The sequence below is a fragment of the Streptomyces sp. NPDC053541 genome (genome assembly GCF_044544705.1).
Lineage (GTDB): Bacteria > Actinomycetota > Actinomycetes > Streptomycetales > Streptomycetaceae > Streptomyces.
Genome location: NZ_JBITXM010000003.1, coordinates 79,187 through 99,531 on the forward strand (window position 1 = coordinate 79,187; position 20,345 = coordinate 99,531).

20 protein-coding genes are annotated in these 20,345 nt (G+C 74.8%); 9 read left to right on the plus strand and 11 right to left on the minus strand.

The annotated features are described in order from the left end of the window. Nucleotides 1–66: 66 nt before the first annotated feature. Nucleotides 67–618: a DUF1990 family protein gene (locus ACIGW2_RS07680; RefSeq protein ID WP_391652229.1), complete on the minus strand. Its 552-nt coding sequence runs from the start codon at nt 616–618 to the stop codon at nt 67–69. Beyond that, nucleotides 615–1,556, minus strand: coding sequence for a YndJ family protein (locus tag ACIGW2_RS07685; protein ID WP_399841870.1), 942 nt, complete (start codon nt 1,554–1,556; stop codon nt 615–617). The genes ACIGW2_RS07680 and ACIGW2_RS07685 overlap by 4 nt, the downstream gene beginning before the upstream one ends. A 204-nt stretch (nt 1,557–1,760) precedes the next feature. Between ACIGW2_RS07685 and ACIGW2_RS07690 the strand changes: the two genes are divergently transcribed. The 4 genes from ACIGW2_RS07690 to ACIGW2_RS07705 all read left to right on the plus strand — a co-directional run bounded on the left by ACIGW2_RS07690 (nt 1,761) and on the right by ACIGW2_RS07705 (nt 6,968). Next, nucleotides 1,761–2,927 (plus strand): DUF6777 domain-containing protein, encoded by a 1,167-nt coding sequence (locus ACIGW2_RS07690; protein WP_399841873.1) that lies wholly within the window; start codon nt 1,761–1,763, stop codon nt 2,925–2,927. 246 nt (nt 2,928–3,173) lie between these two features. Beyond that, nucleotides 3,174–5,213 (plus strand): SpoIIE family protein phosphatase, encoded by a 2,040-nt coding sequence (locus tag ACIGW2_RS07695; protein WP_399842718.1) that lies wholly within the window; start codon nt 3,174–3,176, stop codon nt 5,211–5,213. Nucleotides 5,214–5,296: 83 nt separating this feature from the next. Continuing rightward, nucleotides 5,297–6,169 (plus strand): Fpg/Nei family DNA glycosylase, encoded by an 873-nt coding sequence (locus tag ACIGW2_RS07700; protein ID WP_391652226.1) that lies wholly within the window; start codon nt 5,297–5,299, stop codon nt 6,167–6,169. 40 nt (nt 6,170–6,209) lie between these two features. Further along, entirely contained in the window at nt 6,210–6,968 is a 759-nt protein-coding gene (locus ACIGW2_RS07705; protein WP_356071324.1) for a LytTR family DNA-binding domain-containing protein, read from the plus strand. Between the two features lie 31 nt (nt 6,969–6,999). Here the strand turns inward: ACIGW2_RS07705 and ACIGW2_RS07710 are convergent, their stop codons facing one another. From ACIGW2_RS07710 to ACIGW2_RS07720, 3 genes are all read right to left on the minus strand, one after another. Then, complete coding sequence (locus ACIGW2_RS07710) at nt 7,000–7,476, minus strand: hypothetical protein (protein ID WP_391652225.1); 477 nt, start codon at nt 7,474–7,476, stop codon at nt 7,000–7,002. 189 nt (nt 7,477–7,665) lie between these two features. Continuing rightward, the gene (locus ACIGW2_RS07715) at nt 7,666–8,079 is read right to left on the minus strand and encodes a PaaI family thioesterase (RefSeq protein WP_391652470.1); all 414 of its coding nucleotides are present in this window, start codon (nt 8,077–8,079) and stop codon (nt 7,666–7,668) included. Nucleotides 8,080–8,099: 20 nt separating this feature from the next. Beyond that, nucleotides 8,100–8,687 (minus strand): sigma-70 family RNA polymerase sigma factor, encoded by a 588-nt coding sequence (locus tag ACIGW2_RS07720; RefSeq protein WP_391652224.1) that lies wholly within the window; start codon nt 8,685–8,687, stop codon nt 8,100–8,102. Nucleotides 8,688–8,916: 229 nt separating this feature from the next. On the opposite strand from ACIGW2_RS07720, the gene ACIGW2_RS07725 reads away from it, so the two are divergent. Continuing rightward, entirely contained in the window at nt 8,917–10,116 is a 1,200-nt protein-coding gene (locus ACIGW2_RS07725) for a CapA family protein (RefSeq protein ID WP_399841878.1), read from the plus strand. Nucleotides 10,117–10,487: 371 nt separating this feature from the next. Here ACIGW2_RS07725 and ACIGW2_RS07730 read toward each other — a convergent pair whose 3' ends face one another. Beyond that, nucleotides 10,488–10,934, minus strand: coding sequence for a universal stress protein (locus ACIGW2_RS07730; RefSeq protein WP_356071334.1), 447 nt, complete (start codon nt 10,932–10,934; stop codon nt 10,488–10,490). A 90-nt stretch (nt 10,935–11,024) separates the two neighbouring features. On the opposite strand from ACIGW2_RS07730, the gene ACIGW2_RS07735 reads away from it, so the two are divergent. Then, nucleotides 11,025–11,912, plus strand: coding sequence for a polysaccharide deacetylase family protein (locus ACIGW2_RS07735; protein ID WP_399841882.1), 888 nt, complete (start codon nt 11,025–11,027; stop codon nt 11,910–11,912). Between the two features lie 67 nt (nt 11,913–11,979). Here the strand turns inward: ACIGW2_RS07735 and ACIGW2_RS07740 are convergent, their stop codons facing one another. Then, nucleotides 11,980–12,639, minus strand: coding sequence for a class F sortase (locus ACIGW2_RS07740; RefSeq protein ID WP_361576047.1), 660 nt, complete (start codon nt 12,637–12,639; stop codon nt 11,980–11,982). A 346-nt stretch (nt 12,640–12,985) separates the two neighbouring features. Between ACIGW2_RS07740 and ACIGW2_RS07745 the strand changes: the two genes are divergently transcribed. Then, a complete protein-coding gene (locus ACIGW2_RS07745; protein WP_361576050.1) occupies nt 12,986–13,471 on the plus strand; it encodes a hypothetical protein in 486 nt (161 codons plus the stop codon). Nucleotides 13,472–13,578: 107 nt separating this feature from the next. Here the strand turns inward: ACIGW2_RS07745 and ACIGW2_RS07750 are convergent, their stop codons facing one another. The 3 genes from ACIGW2_RS07750 to ACIGW2_RS07760 form a co-directional block, all read right to left on the minus strand. After that, entirely contained in the window at nt 13,579–14,154 is a 576-nt protein-coding gene (locus ACIGW2_RS07750) for a hypothetical protein (protein ID WP_399841885.1), read from the minus strand. 169 nt (nt 14,155–14,323) lie between these two features. Continuing rightward, nucleotides 14,324–15,088 (minus strand): DUF4239 domain-containing protein, encoded by a 765-nt coding sequence (locus ACIGW2_RS07755; protein WP_399841888.1) that lies wholly within the window; start codon nt 15,086–15,088, stop codon nt 14,324–14,326. A gap of 55 nt (nt 15,089–15,143) precedes the next feature. Further along, nucleotides 15,144–15,275 carry a hypothetical protein gene (locus ACIGW2_RS07760; RefSeq protein WP_399841891.1) on the minus strand — a complete coding sequence of 44 codons (132 nt, stop codon included), beginning with the start codon at nt 15,273–15,275 and terminating at the stop codon, nt 15,144–15,146. A 1,004-nt stretch (nt 15,276–16,279) separates the two neighbouring features. Here ACIGW2_RS07760 and ACIGW2_RS07765 point away from each other — a divergent pair. Both ACIGW2_RS07765 and ACIGW2_RS07770 read left to right on the plus strand, forming a co-directional pair. Then, nucleotides 16,280–17,092 carry an SAM-dependent methyltransferase gene (locus tag ACIGW2_RS07765; RefSeq protein ID WP_399841893.1) on the plus strand — a complete coding sequence of 271 codons (813 nt, stop codon included), beginning with the start codon at nt 16,280–16,282 and terminating at the stop codon, nt 17,090–17,092. Next, complete coding sequence (locus ACIGW2_RS07770) at nt 17,089–19,260, plus strand: EAL domain-containing protein (RefSeq protein ID WP_361576065.1); 2,172 nt, start codon at nt 17,089–17,091, stop codon at nt 19,258–19,260. The genes ACIGW2_RS07765 and ACIGW2_RS07770 overlap by 4 nt, the downstream gene beginning before the upstream one ends. A 128-nt stretch (nt 19,261–19,388) precedes the next feature. On the opposite strand, the gene ACIGW2_RS07775 is transcribed toward ACIGW2_RS07770, so the two are convergent. Continuing rightward, the gene (locus ACIGW2_RS07775; protein WP_399841896.1) at nt 19,389–20,285 is read right to left on the minus strand and encodes a LysR family transcriptional regulator; all 897 of its coding nucleotides are present in this window, start codon (nt 20,283–20,285) and stop codon (nt 19,389–19,391) included. Nucleotides 20,286–20,345 lie beyond the last annotated feature (60 nt).

The window sequence follows — 20,345 nt, forward strand, 5'->3', positions numbered from 1 at the left end:
GAGCGGGGCACGGATGAGTACGCATCGAGCGTAACTCTCCTCGGCCCCGGTCTCCTGGGCCGGCGGTCAGCGGCCGGCGGCGAGCGCGGTGAGGGCCCGGCCGAGCCGGCGGGCGTAGGCGTGCTGGAGGGCGCGGACGACGGGCCCGCCGAGCCGGGTGTACCAGACGGCGGCGCGGCTGAAGGCGGTGACGGTGAACCAGACGTCGCCGTTGTCGTGCAGGTCGACCACGAAGGACTCCTCGCCGTGCTCCGGGTGTCCGGCCCGGGTGCCGTAGGCGAAGCCGGTCTCGCGGTCGGTGTACGTCGTCCAGATCACCCGGCAGGGCGCGGTGAAGCGGACCGGGCCGAGGCCGAGCGAGACCTCCAGGGTGACGCCGGGCGCGGCCCGGCCGGCCGCGCTGTCCACCCGGGCGCCGGTGGCGCGGTGCATGGCCCAGGTGGTGACGGCGGTCCCGGCCCGTTCGTAGGCGGCCCGGCCGTGGCCGATCCGCACCGTGTGGTGCAGGTGGTGGTAGCCGGCGGGCAGCGGACCGGTGCGGGTGGCACCGACCTCGGGGTAGTTGGTGTCGGTGGCGGGGGCGGGCCGGTCCGAGAGGCTGCGGATGAGGCGGGTCATGCCGGGAGCTCCGTTCGGTGGGCGGGGACGGCGGGGACGGCGCGGTGGGTCAGGGGGCCGCGTGCGGACGCGGCGGTACGGGACCGGGCGAGCCGGCGCCAGGCGAGCAGCGAGCAGACGGCGAAGCCGAGCGCGTTGCCGAGGCCGTGCGTGGCGGCCATCCAGGTCAGGCTGGGGTGCGGGAGCCCGGTGGCCTCGCCGAGCGCCCAGCTCAGGGCGAGCAGCATGGTGGCGACCAGGACGGCGGCCGAGGTGCCGAGCAGCGCCCGGGTGACCCGGTCGGGCGCGGCGGGGCGCAGCTCGCGCCAGGTGGCGAGGGCGACGGCCCACATCCCGGCGGTGAGCACGAGGGCCCCGGCGAGCTCGGCCCAGTCGTCGACGAAGTAGCCGAGCAGCACCAGGAGGGTGCCGAGCGGGACGCTGAGCGCGGCGAACCGGGTGCCGCGGCTCTCCGCCGCGCGGCAGACGAGGCCGGCGACGAGCGCGGCGGCGAAGCCGGCGAAGTGGAAGTGCGGCACGGTGAGGGCCAGGATGCCGAGCTCGAAGCCGAACAGTTCGTGTCCGGCGCGCTCGGCGACCAGGGCGAGCCCCGCGACGGCCGGGGTGGCGAGCGCGGTGAGCGCGGCGACCTCGGCGGGGGCCGGGAGGCGCGGCGCGCTGCGGGCTCCCGCGGCCGGGGACCGGGGGAGGGTGAGCGCGAGCCGGGCCGGTGCGTGCAGCGCGAGGGCCAGGGTGGCGAGGGCGTAGACCCCGGCGAGGGCGGCGGCGAGCGGGCCGCGGGGAAGCCAGAGGGAGACGGCGCCGGGCAGGGCGAGCAGCGGCCAGGCGCGGCGCAGCAGCCGCAGCGAGGCCGGCTGCGGGCCGTCGAGCAGTCGCAGCCCCACCGGCACGACGGCCGACATTCCCAGCGTCACGATCAGTCCGACGAGCACGGACATGGCACCGCCACCCCCCTCGGGCGAGGTGGGTTGAACGTGTTCAACCCTTCCGTGGTGAGCGTAGAGCCTCGCTTGAACGTGTTCAAGTGGCGGCGCGTGGCGGGGGCGACGTCCGTGCCGCCGGATGGACGCGCCCGCATTGCGCGGGCCCCGGCGCTGCGGCAGACAGGAAGGAACGACCGGGGGCGACAGGCGGGAGACCCAGTGCGCGACGCAACACGACCACGGCCCTCGACACCCCGCGGGACCGCGCGCACCCTCGCCGCGCTGGCCGCCGCCCTGCTCCTCGCGGGCTGCTCCGGCGGCGACCCCGGTGAGCCCGGCGCCCAGCAGAACGCCACCTCGCCCGCCCGAGAGGTGCTGCTCCAGCCCGCCGGCACCCAGGGCCCGGCCCCCTTCACCGCCTCCACCGCCCAGGAAGGCGCCCCCGTCAGCCAGGAGACCCCGCCGGTCACCGGAGTCTCCGACCCGGCGCCCGCCGGCCACGCCCTCACCGGCTCCACCCCCGGCCTCTACGGCGGCACCCGCCGCGTCGCCAGCTGCAACGTCGAGCAGCAGGTCTCGTACCTCACCGCCGACCCCGCCAAGGCCCGCGCCTTCGCCGAGGCCGCCGGCATCCCCGAGGGCCACCTCGCCGACTGGCTGCGCGGCCTCACCCCGGTCCTGCTGCGCGCCGACACCCGGGTCACCGGCCACGGCTTCCGGAACGGGCGCGCCGAGCCCCACCAGGCCGTCCTCCAGGCCGGCACCGCCGTCCTCGTCGACCGCTACGGCACCCCCCGGGTGCGCTGCGCCTGCGGCAACCCGCTGCGCTCCCCGGCCGCCGTCGAGGGCGCCGTGCACACCGGCGAGGCCTGGCCCGGCTACCGCCCCGAACGGGTCGTCGTCATCACCCCCACCAGCGCCACCGTCGGCAGCCTGCTGATCGCCAGCGCCACCGACAACACCTGGCTGGAGCGCCGCACCGGCACCGACGGCGACCACGACCGCAGACCAGACGTGCTGCCCTCCTGCGCCCCCGCCTCCTGCGACCTGCTCACCGACCCGCCCCGGCCGGTCCCGGAGTCCTCCGCCCCGACCACCGCCCCCGGGCACCCCCAGGCCCCGTCCACCCCGCCCTCGGTGCCGCCGGCGCCGCACCACACCCCCGCCGCGCCCCGCGAGGAGGAGCGCCCGCGCGAGCCCGTCGCCCCGCCGGTGCCGGACGGCGGCGACACCGCGCCCGTCCCCGACGCACCGCCGTCACCCGACGTGCCGCCCGTGCCCGACGGGCCCGCCGAGCAGCAGCCGCAGCCGGAGCCGCCGCCCTCCTTCGAGGAGCTGATCCCCGGCGACACCGCTCCCCGGCAGCCCGAGACCTTCGAGGGCTGAGCGGTGCGCGGAGCCGTCGTGGCGGCCGGCCCCGCCCGGACGGCGGACGGTTCCGGCGCGCACGGTTTGTTGCCAAGCTGTGCCGATCTTCGCCGTGCGCACGGCGGGGACGGCGCCTAGCGTGGCCCCATGACTGCGGGCAGAGGGGGCGGGACGGCGGCCGAGCGGTGCCGCTGCACGGTGGATCCGGCGGGCTCGACGGTGCCGGACTGCTGTTTCCTGCACGCGTTCGGCCGGGAGTTCCGGATGGGCGGCTTCGACTGGGACCTGCTCACCGGCCGGATGACCATGGACGAGGGTGCCCTCGACGTCTTCGACATGAGCGCGGCGGAGTACGACGGCGACCCGTCGACCCTCGGCTCCCGGGTGCTGACCGACGAGGGCCGCCGGCTCGACGCCCTGGTGGCCCAGGCCCTCAAGGACGGCAGCGCGCGCTACGGCGCCTACTTCCGCATCCGCACCAGGAACGGCGCGCAGCGCTGGACCCACACCCAGGGCGTGATCCGCCGCGACGCCGACGGGCGCCCGGTGCGGATCGTCGGCATCGTCCGGGACGCCTCCGAGGAGCTCAGCGAGTCCGCCGCCCGGCTCGGCCTCGACGAGGGCCGGCGGCAGCGCACCAGCGTCGTCGAGGGCATGACCGCCGCCCTCGCCCACGCCCGCACCGTGCAGGACATCATCGACCTCCTCAACGACTCCCAGGGCCTGGAGCAGTTCGGCGCCGCCAGCCTCGTCATGGGCCTCCTGGAGGCCGGGCGCATCCACCTGGTCGCGGAGGGACCGGCCGGCGCCTTCGTGCCCGGCACCCGCTTCACCCGGGTGGACGAGCAGTACCCGATGAGCGAGGTGATCCGCACCCTCGCCCCCCGCTTCATCGAGTCCCCCGAGGACTTCGCCACCTCCTACCCGGTCCTCTGGCCGCACATCAGCGGCCTCGGCATCACCTCCGCCGCCTACCTCCCGCTGATCGCCCAGGCCCGCCCCATCGGGGCCCTCGGCCTGCTCTACAGCGACCGGACCGGCTTCAGCGCCGACGAGCGCAACCTGCTCGTCGCCCTCGGCAGCTCCATCGCCCAGAGCCTCCAGCGCGCCATGCTCTACGAGCAGGACCACGACCTCGCCGAGGGCCTCCAGCAGGCCATGCTGCCGCGCCGCATCCCGGACGTGCCCGGCACGCAGATCGCCGTCCGTTACCGCTCCGCCCGGCTCGGCCGGGACATCGGCGGCGACTGGTACGACATCATCCAGCTGCCCGGCGGCCGGGTCGGCGCCGTCATCGGCGACGTCCAGGGCCACGACACCCACGCCGCCGCCGTCATGGGCCAGCTGCGGATCGTGCTGCGCGCCTACGCCGCCGAGGGCCACACCCCGGCGACCGTCATGGCCCGCGCCTCCGTCTTCCTCCACGAGCTCGACACCGAGCGCTTCGCCACCTGCACCTACGCCGAGGCCGACCCGGCCACCGGGCTCGTCCAGATCGTGCGGGCCGGCCACGTCGACCCCATGGTCCGCGACCCCGGGGGCGGCGCCCGCCGGCTGCCCGTCGAGGGCGGCCTGCCGCTCGGCCTGTCCGCCGAGTTCGGGCGCCTGGACTACCCCGTCACCGCCGTCGAGCTCGACCCCGGCCAGACCCTGCTGCTCTACACCGACGGCCTGGTCGAGAAGCCGGGCGCCGACCTCGACGAGGGCCTGGAGTGGCTCACCTCGCTGGTCCGGCGCGGCCCCCGGGACCTCGACCTGCTCGCCGACCGCCTGTGCGACGTGGTCGACGAGCGCGGCGGCGAGGACGACGTCGCCGTGCTGCTGCTGCGCCGCGAGGGCGACCGGTCGCCGCAGTCCGGCGGACGGCTCCAGCAGCACGTCGGCCAGAACGACCCCGAGGCGCTCAGCTCGGCCCGCCACATGATCCGCGCCGCCGTGCGCGCCTGGGGCGCGGGCGGCCGCTCGGACGAGATCGAGCTGGTCGCCGACGAGCTGATGACCAACGCCCTGATGCACACCGACGGCGGGGCCGTCGTGACCCTGCGGATGCTCGCCGGGCCCGAACACCGCCTCCGGGTCGAGGTCGAGGACCGCTCCAGCGCCCTCCCGCGCCGCCGCGAGGCCGGCGACGCGGGCGTGTCCGGCCGCGGACTGCTGCTCGTCGAGCGCCTCTCCGACCGGTGGGGCGTGGAGCCGCGCGGCGGCGGCAAGTGCGTGTGGTGCGAGTTCGCCACCCGAGAGCACGATGAGCCCGGGAAGCCGGAGGAGCCCGATGAGCCCGGGGAGCGGGCCGCGGACTCCTGAGCACGCGGTACGGGAGTGCGGAGTACGGGAGCGGGGCGCGCGTCCGACGGGCGCGCGCCCCGCCCGTACGGCAGGGTGGGGGCATGCCCGAACTGCCCGAGGTGGAAGCCCTCCGCGCCTTCCTCGACGAGAACCTCGTGGGCAAGGAGATCGCCCGCGTGCTGCCCGTCGCGATCAGTGTGCTCAAGACCTACGACCCGCCGGTCACCGCGCTCGACGGCGCCCGGGTCACCGGCACGGCCCGGCACGGCAAGTTCCTCGACCTCGCGACCGAGGGCCCGTCCGGCGAGCTGCACCTGGTCACCCATCTCGCCCGGGCCGGCTGGCTGCACTGGAAGGACGTGCTGCCCTCCGGTCCGCCGAAGCCCGGCAAGGGACCGCTCGCCCTGCGCGTCGCGCTCACCGGCGGCGACGGCTTCGACCTCACCGAGGCCGGCACCACCAAGCGGCTCGCCGTGTACGTGGTCCCCGACCCCGCCGAGGTCCCCGGCGTCGCCCGGCTCGGCCCCGACCCGCTCGCCCCCGACTTCGACCTCCCCGCCCTCACCGCGCTGCTGGCCGACGAACGGCGCCAGATCAAGGGCGCGCTGCGCGACCAGAGCCTGATCGCCGGCATCGGCAACGCCTACAGCGACGAGATCCTGCACGCGGCGAAGATGTCCCCCTTCAAGCCCGTGCAGAACCTCACCCCCGCGGAGACCGCCGCCCTCCACGAGGCGATGCGCACCACCCTCACCGAGGCCGTCGAGCGCTCCCGCGGCCTCGCCGCGGGCCGCCTCAAGGCCGAGAAGAAGAGCGGCCTGCGGGTGCACGGCCGGGAGGGCGAGGCCTGCCCGGTGTGCGGCGACACCATCCGCAGCGTCTCCTTCAGCGACTCCTCGCTGCAGTACTGCCCCACCTGCCAGACCGGCGGCCGGCCGCTCGCCGACCGCAGGCTGTCCCGGCTGCTGAAGTAGACCCCGGCCGCCGCGATCCGGCTGAAATAGACTCGCGCGCATGCTGCGCGTACTGGCCGTCGACGACGAGGCGCCGGCCCTCGAGGAACTGCTCTACCTGCTGCGCGCCGACCCGCGCGTGCGCACCGCCGAGGGGGCCGGGGACGCCACCGAGGCGCTGCGCAGGATCGGCCGGGCCGTGGAGTCGGGGCCGGACGGGCCCGAGGGCATCGACGTGGTCTTCCTCGACATCCACATGCCCGGGCTCGGCGGGCTCGACCTGGCCCGGGTGCTCGGCGGGCTCGCCCGGCCCCCGCTCATCGTGTTCGTCACCGCCCACGAGGGCTTCGCCGTCCAGGCCTTCGACCTGGAGGCCGTCGACTACGTGCTCAAGCCGGTGCGCCGGGAACGCCTCGCCGAGGCCGTGCGCCGGGTCCGCGAGCTGGTCCGCGGCGGCGCGGGGACGGCACCGGCCGCCGCGCCCGCGGCCGAACAGATCCCGGTCGAACTCGGCGGCGTCACCCGCTTCGTGGACGTCGACGACATCGCGTACGTCGAGGCGCACGGCGACTACGCCCGGCTCCACACCGACCAGGGCAGCCACCTGGTGCGCATCCCGCTGTCGGTCCTGGAGGAGCGCTGGGCCGCGCGCGGCTTCGTACGGATCCACCGCAGCCACCTGGTCGCCCTCGGCCGGATCGACGAGCTGCGCCTGGACGGCGGCGCGACCTCGGTCCGGGTCGGCGAGGCCGTGCTCGCCGTCTCCCGCCGGCACGCCCGCGAACTGCGCGACCTGCTGATGCGGCGCGCCCGGGGCTGACCGGCACCGCCCCGGCGGCACCGCCCGCCGGTCAGCACAGGTGCAGCGCGAGATGGCTCAGGGCCACGCCCAACTGCCAGGCGGGAAGCCACACCTGACGCTCCTCGTCGAGCGTGCCGCCGGCCGGGCCGAGCCCCGCGAGCCCGGCCAGGTCCGCGGCGCGCAGCTCGGTCCCCCGCAGCTGCCGCCAGGTGTCCCGGGCCAGCGCCAGATCGGGCCCGGGGACGGCCGGCCCCGGCTCGGCGAGCCGGGCGGTCACCCAGGCGTCCCACGGGTGGTCGTGGGCGGTGCGGCGCAGCCAGCCGTCGAGGCCCGGCCCGGCGGGGCCCGGTCCGTCGAGCAGGACGGTCAAGGCGAGGGTGCGCATGCCCGCCCGGAACTCCAGCGAGCCGGGCGCGACGAGCCCGCCGGCGCGCAGCACCTCGTCGGCGACGTACTCGGCGCACAGCCAGTCCATGGGGACGGCGAGTCCGCCCCCGCCGGCGCCGTTCGTGCTCTCGGGCAGCACGGCTTCCACCTTCTCCCGGTTCTCCTGGACGCGGGGTCCGCCGCGCCCCGGGGACGAGCCTCCTCCGAGAAGGCCGCGCGCGGGGGCGGTTCGGGCAACTGGAGCGGACGGATCCGGATACCGGGCCCGCCGCATCGGTGCTGGTGGGCGCCGTGGGACGGGGGTGAACAGCGGGGCGGGGGAGCCGGTTCAGCCGAGCAGCGCGTAGACCGCGGTCGCGTGCGCGGCGGGCTCCTCGCCGCCCTCGGCGGTCATCGTGATGTCGGCGAAGGCCATGCGCTTGCCCGCCTTGGTGAGCCGGGCCCGCACCAGGACGTCGGTGCCGACCACGGGCCGCTGGAAGCTGATCGACTGCTGCACGGTGGTCATCGGGACGAAGCCGCCGCGGGCGGCGGCCACCGCGATGACGGTCGCCGTGTCGGCGGCGGCCATCAGCGCCTGGCCGGAGAGCCCGCCGCCCTCCCGGGCGAGCCGGTCGGACCAGGGCAGCCGGAGCACGGCCCCGGAGTCGTCGACGGCGTCGACGCTCAGCCCGAGGTCGAGCACCCAGGGGGCGAAGTTGTCGGCGAGGATCTTCTCTGCGGCGGCGGGCGTCAGCGCCACGGGCGTCGTTGTCACGGGCGTCATTGTGGGGCCCCGGCCGAGGGCCGGGCAACGGGCGCGCGGTGGCGCGGCCGGTAGCCGGGGAGCCGGTGGCCGAGCTGGCGCAGGGCGTAGTGGGAGCGGGACTTGACGGTGCCGGCCGGGATGCCGAGCTCGGCGGCGGCCTCGTTGACGGTGAGCCCGTGGAAGTAGAGCCGCACGAGCACCGCGCGGTGCTCGGGTCGCAGTCCGCGCACCGCCGCCCGGACGTCGAGCGCGGCGACCGCCGACTCGGTGGCGTCGGCCGGGTCGGCGGTGACGGCGAGCAGCTCGTCGCCGATTTCGGTGGGCCGGGAGAGCCGGGAGCGGCGGGCGTCGATGGCGAGCCGCCGGGCGACCGTGAACAGCCACGGCCGCATGGACGCGTAGCGGGAGTCGAAGGCCTCGGGGTGCAGCCAGGCGCGGACCAGGGTCTCCTGCACCAGGTCCTCGGCGCGCTGCCGGTCGCCGCCGGTCAGCCCGAGCAGGAAGGAGAACAGGGCCGGGCCGTGCTCGCGCTGGAGCTCCTCCAGGGCCCGCTCGTCGGTGGTCGCCCCGGGTGCGGCCGGTGGCGTCAGTGCCGTCGTCATGCGCCGTATGTGAACGCATCCGGACGCCGGGCGACAGGGAACGGACAGGGATCTGCGACGAACGGTCGCACCGAGCGGTGAGTGGTCCGGTGAGCGGACGGACGGAGGTCATGCGTCCGATTCAGCGGGTTTGTGGCGAGCTGCGGCATTGGACCTTGACTGAGGCTTATCGCCACCCGTGAATTCACAGGAACAGATGTTCATCCTACGAACCAGCGGAGTCCGGCAGATGACCCCACGCACCAGACCCGGCACGCTCGCGCTCGCCGCCCTCCTGCTCACCGCGACCGCCGGCTGCGCCGCCGCCGACCGCGCCGCGGAACGCCCCGGCGGAAGCCCCGCGCAGAGCCGGGCGCCGCAGCGCCCCGCCGCCCCCGGCGGGGCCTCCGCCCCCACCCCCTTCACCCTGGTGGCCTCCGGGGACGTCCTCCCGCACGACTCGATCATCCGGCAGGCGGCCGCCGACGCGGGCGGCGCCGGCTACGACTTCCGCCCCATGCTCTCCGGGGTCCGGTCCGTCGTCTCCCGCGCCGACCTGGCGATCTGTCACATGGAGACCGTGTACGGCGAGCCCGGCGGCCCCTACACCGGCTACCCCGCCTTCAAGTCCCCGCCCGAGGTCGCCGCCGCCCTGCGGGCGACCGGCTACGACTCCTGCTCCACCGCCTCCAACCACACCCTGGACGACGGCGCCGGCGGACTGCGCCGAACCCTGGACGCCCTGGACGCGGCGGGCGTACGGCACGCGGGATCCGCCCGCAGCGCCGACGAGGCCGCCCGCCCCACCCTGCTCAAGGCCGGCCGGGCCACCGTCGCCCAGCTCGCCTACACCTATGACACCAACGGCTATCCGCTCCCCGCGGGGCAGCCCTGGGCCGTCAACCTCATCGACGAGCAAAAGATCGTCGCCGACGCCCGGGCCGCCCGGAAGGCCGGTGCCGACGTCGTGGTCGTCTCCCTCCACTGGGGCACCGAGTGGCAGACCGCCCCCGACGAACGCCAGCTCTCGCTCGGCCGGGCCCTCACCGCCTCCCGCACCGGCGACCGCCCCGACATCGACCTGATCATCGGCACCCACGCCCATGTGCCGCAGGCCTACGAGAAGGTCAACGGCACCTGGATCGTCTACGGCATGGGCGACCAGATCGCCGGCGACATGATCAACTATGAGGGAGCCTACGACCGCCGCGGCAACATGGGCACCCTGGCCCGCTTCACCTTCGCCCCGCCCACCGCGCCCGGCCGGCGCTGGGAGGTCTCCCGGGCCGAGTTCGTGCCGCAGTTCTTCGACACCGCCCGCGGCCGGGTGGTCAACCTCAACGAGGCGATCGGCAAGGGCCAGGCGCAGTACGCCGAGCCCCGCGACGCCATCCGCGCGGTCGTCCTCGACCGGGGCGCGGCCCGCGACGGCCTGACCATGGGGCAGTAGCCGGAGAGTTCGGGCCGCTAGGGGGTGTCTCGCCGATCATGCCGGGCTCTCGTCGCCCGGCACCGCGCCTCGCCGCGTTGTCGTCGGTCGCCGATGGCCCCCTGGGCTTCGCCTGGGTGGGGGTGCCCCCGGGCGAGGCCCAGGGGGAGTACCCCTACCGCATCGCTTCCGCCCCCTCGGCCTGGCGGCCGGGGAGGTGCCCTCACCTCCGCCTTGCGATCCTTCCCCTGGGGCCCTGGCGGGCCCGGGGAGACCCCAACCCTCGGCCCTGACGGGCCTGGGGAGACCCCATGCACCGGACGCCGCTCTCCCCCGTAGCCCTCCGGGCACGGGAGGTGCCCCCAGATCCGGCCTGATCGACAAGACACCCCCTAGGGCACGACCGTGACCGGCCAGCGGCCCGCCTTCACCAGGCGCACCGCCACCGAGCCCACGAAGCGGTGCCCCGCCGACTCCGACGCCCCGACCACCACCGCGTCCGCCTTCAGCTCGTCGGCGGCCGAGACCAGACCCGCGTACGCGTCCCCGCGGAAGGTGTGGAACTCCCAGCGCACCCGGAAGATCTCCTTGACGCGCTCCGCCGACTCCCGGATCTCGGCCACCAGGCCCTCGGCGATCTCCTCGGTGGCCCCGGCGATCGGCGCCCCCATCGAGGCGCCGGCCGCGAGCACCGGCTGCACGTAGACGAGGGCCAGCAGCGCGTTCTGCCGCCGGGCCAGCCCGGCCGCGTACGCCGCCGCGCGCAGCGAGGAGGCCGAACCGTCGACCCCGGCGACGATCACCTTCGGGCCGTCCGTACCACGTTCGAATCCACTCACCCTTCGAGGCTATCGGCTCATCAGGTGTTTTCCGACGGGGGACCGGTGTCGCTGCGCGGCCGCCGCCGTCCTCCGTTCGCACCATTGGTCATGAAAAAGGATGAGACGATCACAGGGCGCCGGGCGCTGCTGCGCCTCGCCGCCGCCCTGGGCGCCACCGCCACCGTCGGGGTCTTCGCCGCGGACCGCATGGGCGGCCCCGACTCCGGGACGGCACCCGGCGCCGCCGCCGGGGCGCCCGCCCGGCCCGTACGCCCGGCGCCCGCCGCCGGACCGCAGGCGCAGGCCCAGGCGCGGGCCGCGCGACTGCGGCCCGCCGCGTACCGGCTCCAGCCGATGACCGGCTACGCCCCGCCCGCCTTCCGGCGCGCCCTGCCGCCGGTGCGCACCCGGCCCTTCCTCCACCTCACCGGCGTAGGACGCTCGATGGTGCTCACCTTCGACGACGGCCCCGACCCCCGCTACACCCCGCAGATCCTCGCGACCCTGCGCCGCTACGGCTGCCGGGCGATGTTCTTCGTGTGCGGCGAGATGGCGGTCGACAACCAGGACCTGCTCCGGGAGATGTCCGAGGACGGGCACGTGGTCGGCAACCACTCCTGGTCCCATCCGCTGGTGCCCAAGCTGCGGCCCTCCCGGATCCGCCAGGAGCTGGGCTCGACCAGCGACGTCATCGAACGAGCCCTGGGCACACCGCCGTTGTGGTACCGGGCGCCCTACGGGGCGTGGAACCGCCTGTCCTTCGAGATCGGCGCCGAGCTCGGCATGGAGCCGCTGGCCTGGACCGTGGACACCCTGGACTGGAAGGAGCCGCCCGCCGACACCATCGTCCGGCGGGTCCTGGCCGGCGCGGGCGAGGGCGTGGTCGTCCTCAACCACGACGCCGGCGGCAACCGCGCGCACACCGTCGCCGCCCTGGAGCGCTACCTGCCGCGGCTCCTGGACGCCGGGTACAGCATCACGGTGCCGCGCCGCTGAGACCGCGCGAAGGGCCCCGGCACCGCGAGCGGGTGCCGGGGCCCTTCGCCGTGCGCCTCGGGGGCGCTCAGCGGGTACGGACGAGCTTGGCGTAGACGACCACGTTGCCGTCGTAGCCGTGGGCGCGCGAGTAGCCGCCGCCGCAGGTGATCACCCGCAGCTCGGGCGCCCCGGTGTCCCCGTACACCTGCGCGCCGGGGAAGTCGTTCTTGGAGTACACCTCGACGCCGTAGACCTCGAACACGGCGACCCGCCCGTCGTAGCGGTCGACCTCGACGTGCTGGCCCTTCTGGAGTGAGCCGAGGCCGTAGAAGACCGCCGGGCCCGCCATGTTGTCGACGTGGCCGACGATCACCGAGGTGCCGCGCTGGCCCGGCGCGATGCCGTTCTGGTACCAGCCGGCGATGTTGGCGTCCTGCGGCGGCGGCGCCGCGATCAGGCCGTTCTGGTCCAGGCCCACGTCCATGATCGGGGCAGCCACCCGGATCGCCGGGATCCGGATGCGGGAGGCCGGGGCGAAGGGCAGCGGCTGCACGCCGTCCACGGTCACCGGGGGCGCGCTGGGCCGGACGGCCGGGCGCGCGGCGGCGGCCGGCTGCGGCGGCCCGGACTCGAAACCCACGCCGTTGCGCATTATCGCCAGGCCGGACAGCATGACGAGAGCCAGCGCGCCCCAGGGTTGGCGTCTCCTGGCGGCGTCGAAGAGGCTGAAGTCCTTGGGGCTCATGGTTCTCCCTTGATGGCGTCACGGGAACGGTAAGGGCGCGGCGGCGAACCGGCCCGCCGGGCGGGGCGAACGGGTGTCCGCCGCCGGAGCGACCCGTACCGGAGGCCCCTGCACGGGGGAACGGGTGATCGGCCATCCGAGTCATCATCAGATGATCGACCTGACGCTCTGTGACCTGCGGCTCCGTCAGATTCTCGCCCCCATTCGGCCGGTACCCGGCCTCACCGGGGCGGCCCAATCCCGAAATGCGCAGGTCGCCGCCGTTTGTGAGGGTTCGTCATGGAAGGCGTACTCGTCGAATCTCCCGGAGCACCGCTTTGGGGCGTCTTCCACTGGAGGTTCAACCATGCGTGTTGCACGCACTCTGGCGGTGACGGCGACCGCGTTCGCGGCGCTCGGGCTCGCGGCCCCCCTCGCCACCGCCACCAACGGGCCGTCCAACGTCCAGGTCAATCCGTACGACGTCCACGCGGGCTCGACCATCACCATCACGGCCAAGGGCTGCGGCCACGGCGGCACGGTCACGTCCAACGCGTTCCCGCAGACCAACCTGTCGGTGAACTCCAACGGACTGTCCAGCGCCATCGCCCGCGTCTACAACAACGCGACGCCCGGCCAGTACAACCTGTCCGTGAAGTGCAGCGACAACACCGCCGTCGTGACCCACCCGTTCCGCGTGCTGCCCGGCCGCGGCGCGTCCGGCGGTCTGGGCGGCTCGCTCGCCCCGAGCTCCACCGAGATGGCGGTCGGCGGCAGCCTCGTCGCCGCCGCAGCGCTGGGCGGCGGCGTCTTCATCGCCCGCCGGCGCCGCATGACCGGCGCGGGGGCCTGACCGGCCGAACCTCCCGGTCGGCCCGCAACGCCCGTCGCCCCCGAGTCCCTTCCAGGGCTCGGGGGCGACGGGCGTCACGGGTGCGGGGCCCGGCACCGCCGGCGCCGTCAGTGGCGCCGGCCGTCGGAGGCCGACGACCTGCGACGGACCACGAAGACCAGACCGCCGGCCGCGGCCAGCACCAGCGCGCCGCCGGCGGCGAAGGTCCAGGAGTCGGTCGCGTCGACGGAGCCGCCGAGCCCGCCCGCGACCCCGCGCGGAGTGGTGAGCACGGTGGAGCGGGCCGTCGGCGTCGCCGTCGTCCCGCCGCTGACCGTCAGGTCGACGGTGCCCTGCACGCCGCCGGTGCAGTTGAACGACACCGTGTAGACGGCGCCGCGCTTGGCGTCCGAGTCCACGGTGGCGGTGACCGCGGAGCCGGGGGCGATGGTCACGGTGTCGAAGATGCCGGCCGAGGCCGTCGCCGTACTGGCGCAGCCGGGCGCGCTGAGCGTGATCCGGCCGCCGGGCGCGACGACCCCGGGCGACACGACGAAGTCGCCCGGAGCCTTGGCCGGGGGCGCCTGCCGGGCAGGCGCCGGGGCGCCGTCGGCGGCGAGGGCGGACGGGGCGGCCAGGGGGGCGGCCAGGGCGAGGGCGGCCGCCCCCAGCACAGCGGTGGACGCGGCACGTATCGCGCGCATGGTCATTCCTCCGGGTCCCCGAGGAGCAGCCGCGGACGGGATGCCCGCGAGAACGGCGGGGCGTGCCCCTCGATGCCCGAAACGCTAGGAGCCCCCTACCACAGCCGCGATCCCAGACGTGCGAATGGGGCACCGATGTCCCCCACTCGGCCCCACCGCTGCCCGTTGGTCAGCCCGTGACCTGCGGGAACAGATCCACGAACGGCGCGGCGGTGGCCGCCAGACCGCGGCTGAACGGCGCGTCGAAGTCCCAGATCAGGAAGAGCAGGAAGGCGATCAGGGCGCTGAAGAGCCCGGCGAGCAGCAACTCGCGGCCGGTGCGCCGGATCTGCAGCGTGAAGATCAGGCCCACCGTCACCAGGGCGCCGATGACGAGGCCGAACCACACCACGCCGGGCATCGTCGCGCCCGCGTTCTGGCCGCGCGCGTTGCGGGCGTCGTCGGCGACCGCGACCTGGTCCACCAGCGGCTGGTAGGCCTGGCCCTCGAAGTCGTTGGCCGGCTGGTAGTCCGTGACGCCGCGCCGCACCTTCTGGAGCAGCTCCGTACCGGTCGGGCTCAGCGCCGCGTGATCGGCCATGTACGGGAACTCGTCCTCGACGACGAACCGCACGTACGCGTCGACGTCCGCCCGGATCCGCTCCCGGGTGGCGAGCGGGTAGACCTCCACCCGCTGGGAGATCTCGTGCATCGCCTGCGCCTCCTGGCGCACGGTCTCCTGGGCGGCGCTGCGGGCCTCCCAGACGCCGGCGATGGCGAGGCCGAGGACGATCGCGTAGACCACGCCGATCATCATCGTCATGTACTCGATGACGTCGGGGGTCTCGCTGGGGTCGTCGTCCTCGGTGATCCGCCGGTTGTTGATGACGACGATGGCCAGCACGACGGCGCACGCGGCGGCCATCGCGATGGTGAGCACTACCCATTCGGACAAGGGGGTTTCCTCCGTTGAGAGCTGGTCGAGGGGGCGGAGCCGCCGAGCGCCGGCGTCAGCGGGACCGCGGGCGCAGGATCGCGGTCGCGAACACCGCGGGGGCGGTGACGAGCAGGGTCGTGGTGAGCACGTTGGGGGCGCTCTTCGGCTTGACCCGGCTCGTGCGCTTGTAGTGCGGCAGGGCCACCGGTGCAGGCCGCGGCCGCACCGTGGGGACCGGCGACGGGCTCGGGGGCTCCGGCGCCGGTTCGGGCGGCCGCGGCGCGGGGCGCGGCGGCGGGGGAGGGGCGGGTCGCGGCGGCGCGGTGCGCACCGGGGGCGGCGGGGCCGGCGGCTTCGGGGGCGGGGTGGGCCTGGGGGTGGGCGTGGGCTCAGGGGTCGGCTCGGGCGGCTTGGACGGGTGCGGGGGATGCGTCGGGTGCGGCGGATGGGTCGGATGCGGGGGGTGCGTGGGGTGCGGGGGATGGGCCGGATGACACGGCCCCTTCCCCGCGATCGCCACCCCGCTCGATCCGCCGGGCCCGGTCACGGCCCAGGCGCACGCGTCGGCGGTCGCCGGCGCGGCCGGTGCGGTCAGCAGCCACACCAGCGCGCCGGCCGCGAGCGGGCGCGTCAGCCGCGTTCCGTAGCGGGAGAACCGGTACTGAGGCAAGAGGGACACGCCGAGCAGCATGATCAGACGGGGTGGCCGAACGGGCCGGAACGGCCCCGGATTCCCCTGTTGGAGCGGATCTGGGGGTGCGGGGGTTTGACGTTTCCGTCGACTCTGTCGTCTCACGGGCTGCCCAACGCGCCAAGAGGCCCGTCGTTGCGGGGGATTGACCACCGATCGGCGGCGCCCGGCCGGACGGCGTGTGAGGGTGGTGCGCGAGCGGCGCGCGCGGTCCGGCCTGCCCGAATCCGGGAACTGGCCGGTTGTCGCCGCAGGTTGGTGTCGGACATCCCTCGGTGTTGCCGTCTGACCGGGAGGGAGCGCAGGTCACGGCCCCGCACGATCATATGCACGTGAATGTGCACGCCCTGAAGGCGTGAACTCTTCCTTACCCCGAGCACGTGCCAAAGGCGTGTGACCAAGAACGGATCGCGAATTTCCGTTTCCTCTCGCTCTCTCGGCGGGCGATCAGTAGCCTCAGCTCGAACACAGGCCGCGAACACCTGGCCACATCTCACGGCGACTTGTTGGAGACTTTGATGGAGCGTCCCGCCTGGGCCCCGCCGGGCATCGATATTTCGGTGCCGAGCGTGTCCCGTATGTACGACTTCTATCTGGGCGGCTCGCACAATTTCGAAGTGGACCGGGAAGCGGCCCGCAAGGCCATGGAGTTCCTGCCGGGACTGCCCAAGATCATGCAGGCGAACCGCGCCTTCATGCGCCGCGCCGTGCGCTACGCCGTTGACAACGACGTCACGCAGTTCCTCGACATCGGCTCCGGGATACCGACCTTCGGCAACGTCCACGAGATCGCCCAGGCCGCCAGCGAGGCCGCCCGGGTCGTCTACGTGGACCACGACCCGGTCGCCGTGGCCCACAGCCGGGCCGTGCTCGCCGACGACCCCCGCTCGGCCGTGGTCGCCGCGGACCTGCGCAAGCCGCGCGAGATCCTGCACAGCCCCGAGGTCACCGGACTGCTCGACCTGGACCGGCCGGTGGCCCTGCTCCTGGTCGCGGTGCTGCACTTCCTGGAGGACGCCGACGAGCCGCACGCCGCCGTCGCCGAGCTGGTCGACGCGCTCGTGCCCGGCAGTCTGCTGGTCCTCACCCACGCCTCGTACGAGGGCATCCCCGTGCCGCAGGAACGGGCCGGCGGCGCCGTCGGCGTCTACCGCGACATCCGCAACCCGCTGGTGATGCGCTCCCACGAGGAGGTCAGCCGCTTCTTCGACGGCACCGGGATCGTCGAACCGGGCGTGGTGCCCATGCCGCTGTGGCGGCCCGACAGCCCGGACGAGGAGGAGGACCCCTTCGCCTTCTCCGGGTTCGCAGGGGTGGGGCGCAAGGCGTGAAGGTGCCGTCCCAGCCTGCCGGTTCCGTGGCCGACGGACCGGAGGACAGACTCAGGCGGTTCGTGACCATCTGGAGCCGCGCCGTGTTCCCGGTCACCGCCACCTCGATGACCCGTCAGGAATTCGAGCGGCACCTGCTGCCGCCGGCCCGCGAGCTGTGCGAGGCGCTGCACGCCCGGCCGTTCGAGACGGCGCCCGCGCACCGGGTCGGGCAGGCCCTGGTGGCCGCGCACTGCACCGACCCGGACGCGCTCGCCCGCAGCCTCGGCGTCGTCGACGCCTACCTCGTGCTGTACTGCGGCGACGAGCAGGGCGTGGGCGCCGAGGAGCTGCGCGCCCGCTGCTCCCGGCTCCAGCACGCCATGGCCGCCGGCTTCGCGCAGGCGCTGCGCGAACGCACCCTCGTCGAGCAGGAGTCCATCGCGCACTCCGCGCTCTCCGCCCGCAGCGCCGCCGAACTCGCCCTGCACGCCACCGAGAGCCGCTTCCGCGCGGTCTTCGACGGCGCCGCCATCGGCATCGGCATCGCCGACCTCGACGGCAACATCCTGGAGGTCAACGAGACCCTCACCCGGATGTTCGGCGGCCTGGAGCACACCGTCACCAGCAAGAACATCCTCGAATGGGGGCACCCGGAGGACGGCCCGCACGTCTGGCGGCTCTACGACGAACTGGTCCGCGGCGAGCGCGAGTCGTACCGGGTGGAGAAGCCCTTCTACCGCGGCGACGGCACCGTCCTGTGGACCAACCTCACGGTCTCGCTGCTGCGCGACGCCGCCGGCCGGCCGCAGTACCAGCTGGCCCTGATGGAGGACACCACCGAGCGGCGGCTGCTCAACCTCCGGCTGCGCTACGAGGCCACCCACGACGCGCTCACCGGGCTGCCCAACCGCACGCTGTTCTTCGAGCGCCTGGAGAAGACCCTCGCCCCGGGCGGCGACACCAGCTTCGGCCTCGCCTACCTCGACCTCGACGGCTTCAAGGTGATCAACGACAGCCTCGGGCACTCGACCGGCGACCGGCTGCTCGTGGAGGTCGCCGACCGGCTGCAGAGCTGTGTCACCGCCCCCGGCGAGATGGTCGCCCGGCTCGGCGGCGACGAGTTCGTGGCGCTCACCACCGGCGCCGGCAGCGAGCGCAAGGTCGGCGAGCTGGCCGACCGCATCCTCGCCTCGCTCGCCACCCCGATCAGCATCGACGGACGCGAGCTCACCGTGCGCGGCAGCGTCGGCGTCGTCGAGGGCCCGGCCGGCGAGCGGACCGCGGCCGAGGTGCTGCGCAGCGCCGACATCACCATGTACCGGGCCAAGTCGGCGGGCGGCAACCGCTTCGAGTACGCCGACGAGGAGGCCGACGCGCGGGCCATCACCCGGCACGGGCTGACCACCGCGCTGCCCGCCGCCCTGGAGCGCGGCGAGTTCTTCATCGAGTACCAGCCGCTGGTCCACCTCGGCGACGGCAGCGTGCACGGCGCCGAGGCGCTGGTCCGCTGGTGCCACCCGCAGCACGGGGTGCTCGGCCCCGACCGCTTCATCCCGCTCGCCGAGAACACCGGGCTGATCGTGCCGCTGGGCCGCTGGGTGCTCCAGGAGGCCGTGCGCCAGGCCCGGTTCTGGCAGGACGAGGCCCCCGGCGGACACCCCGCGACCGGTCCCCTGCGGATCAACGTCAACCTCTCCCCGACCCAGCTGCACCACCCCGGCCTGGTCGCCGAGACCGTCGACGTCCTGGAGCGCTCCGGCCTGGAGCCGGGCGCGCTCTGCCTGGAGGTCACCGAGTCCGCGCTCATCGGCGCCGACGACGACCTGCTCAAGCCGCTGCGGCAGCTCGCCGAGATGGGCGTGGACATCGCGCTCGACGACTTCGGCACCGGCTACTCCAACCTGGCCAACCTGCGCCGCCTCCCGGTGAGCGTGCTCAAGCTGGACCGCTCCTTCACCCAGGGCATGCAGCAGCACCCGGTGGACCCGGTCGACATCAAGATCGTCGAGGGCATCGTGCAGCTCGCCCACAGCCTGGAGCTCGCGGTCACCGTGGAGGGCGTCGAGACCGGCGCGCAGGCCCAGCAGCTGCGCGAACTGGGCTGCGACACCGCCCAGGGCTGGTACTACGCCCGGCCCGGCGCCCCGGACCGGATCCGCTCGCTGGCGCTGGTGGACGCGGTGTAGCGACACCGGGCACGGGCACGGTGCGGCGGGCCCGCGGACGGGGCCGCGCCCTTGCACGGGGGCGGCGGACGAGGGCGCCGTCCGGTGCGCCGCCGGGGCCTGCCGGATCCGAGGCCGCCGCGCCCGGGCTACTCCGCCGGGGTGCCCCGGCGGGTGGCCATGAGCAGCTTCTGCAGCTCCCGGGCCGCCCGCGGCGGGGCCACGTCGCTGCGGTGGGCCAGCGCGATCGTCCGGCGCAGGCCCGGCCGCGCCAGGGCCGTGACGCGCAGGTCGCGGCCCGCCCGGGCGGCCACCATGGCCGGCACCACGGCGAGGCCGAGCCCGGCCCGTACGAAACCGAGGACGGCGTCCAGCTCGCCGCCCTCCACCGTGAAGGAGGGCTCGAAGCCCTCCGCGCGGCAGGCCGCCACGGTCAGTTCCCGCAGGTCGTAGCCGTGCCGGAACATCACGAGCGGCTGCTCGCGCAGATCCGCGACCCGCACCGGCCGGCGGGGCGCCGGCGCCGAGGCGGAGGACACCACCACCAGGTCCTCGGTCAGCAGCTCCACGGTGGTCAGCGCGGGTGACGGGGTGGGCAGCGGCAGCACCACCAGGGCCAGGTCGAGCGCCCCGCGCGCCAGCTCGCGCACCAGGTCGTGGGAGCCGCCCTCCTCGATCAGCAGCCGGATCCCCGGGTGCAGGTCGTGGAAGTCGCGCAGCACGTCCGGCAGCAGCCCGGTGCACAGACTGGGCGTCGCGCCGAGCCGCACCCGGCCGCGCCTCAGCTGCACCAGCTCCTGCACCTCGTGCCGCGCGGTGTCCGTGTCGGCGAGGATCCGGCGGGCCAGCGGCAACAGGGCCTCGCCCGCGTCGGTGAGCGCGATGTTGCCCCGGGCCCGGCTGAACAGCTCCGCGCCCAGCTCCTGCTCCAGGGCCTTGATCTGCTGGGACAGCGAGGGCTGCGAGACGTGCACCCGCTCGGCGGCCCGGGTGAAGTGGCGGGTCTCGGCGACGGCGACGAAGTAGAGGAGCTGCTGGAACTGCATGGCACCAGCCTACCCGGATGCATAGGTGACGCCTATCGAGATGAGCCGAACCATGTCTTG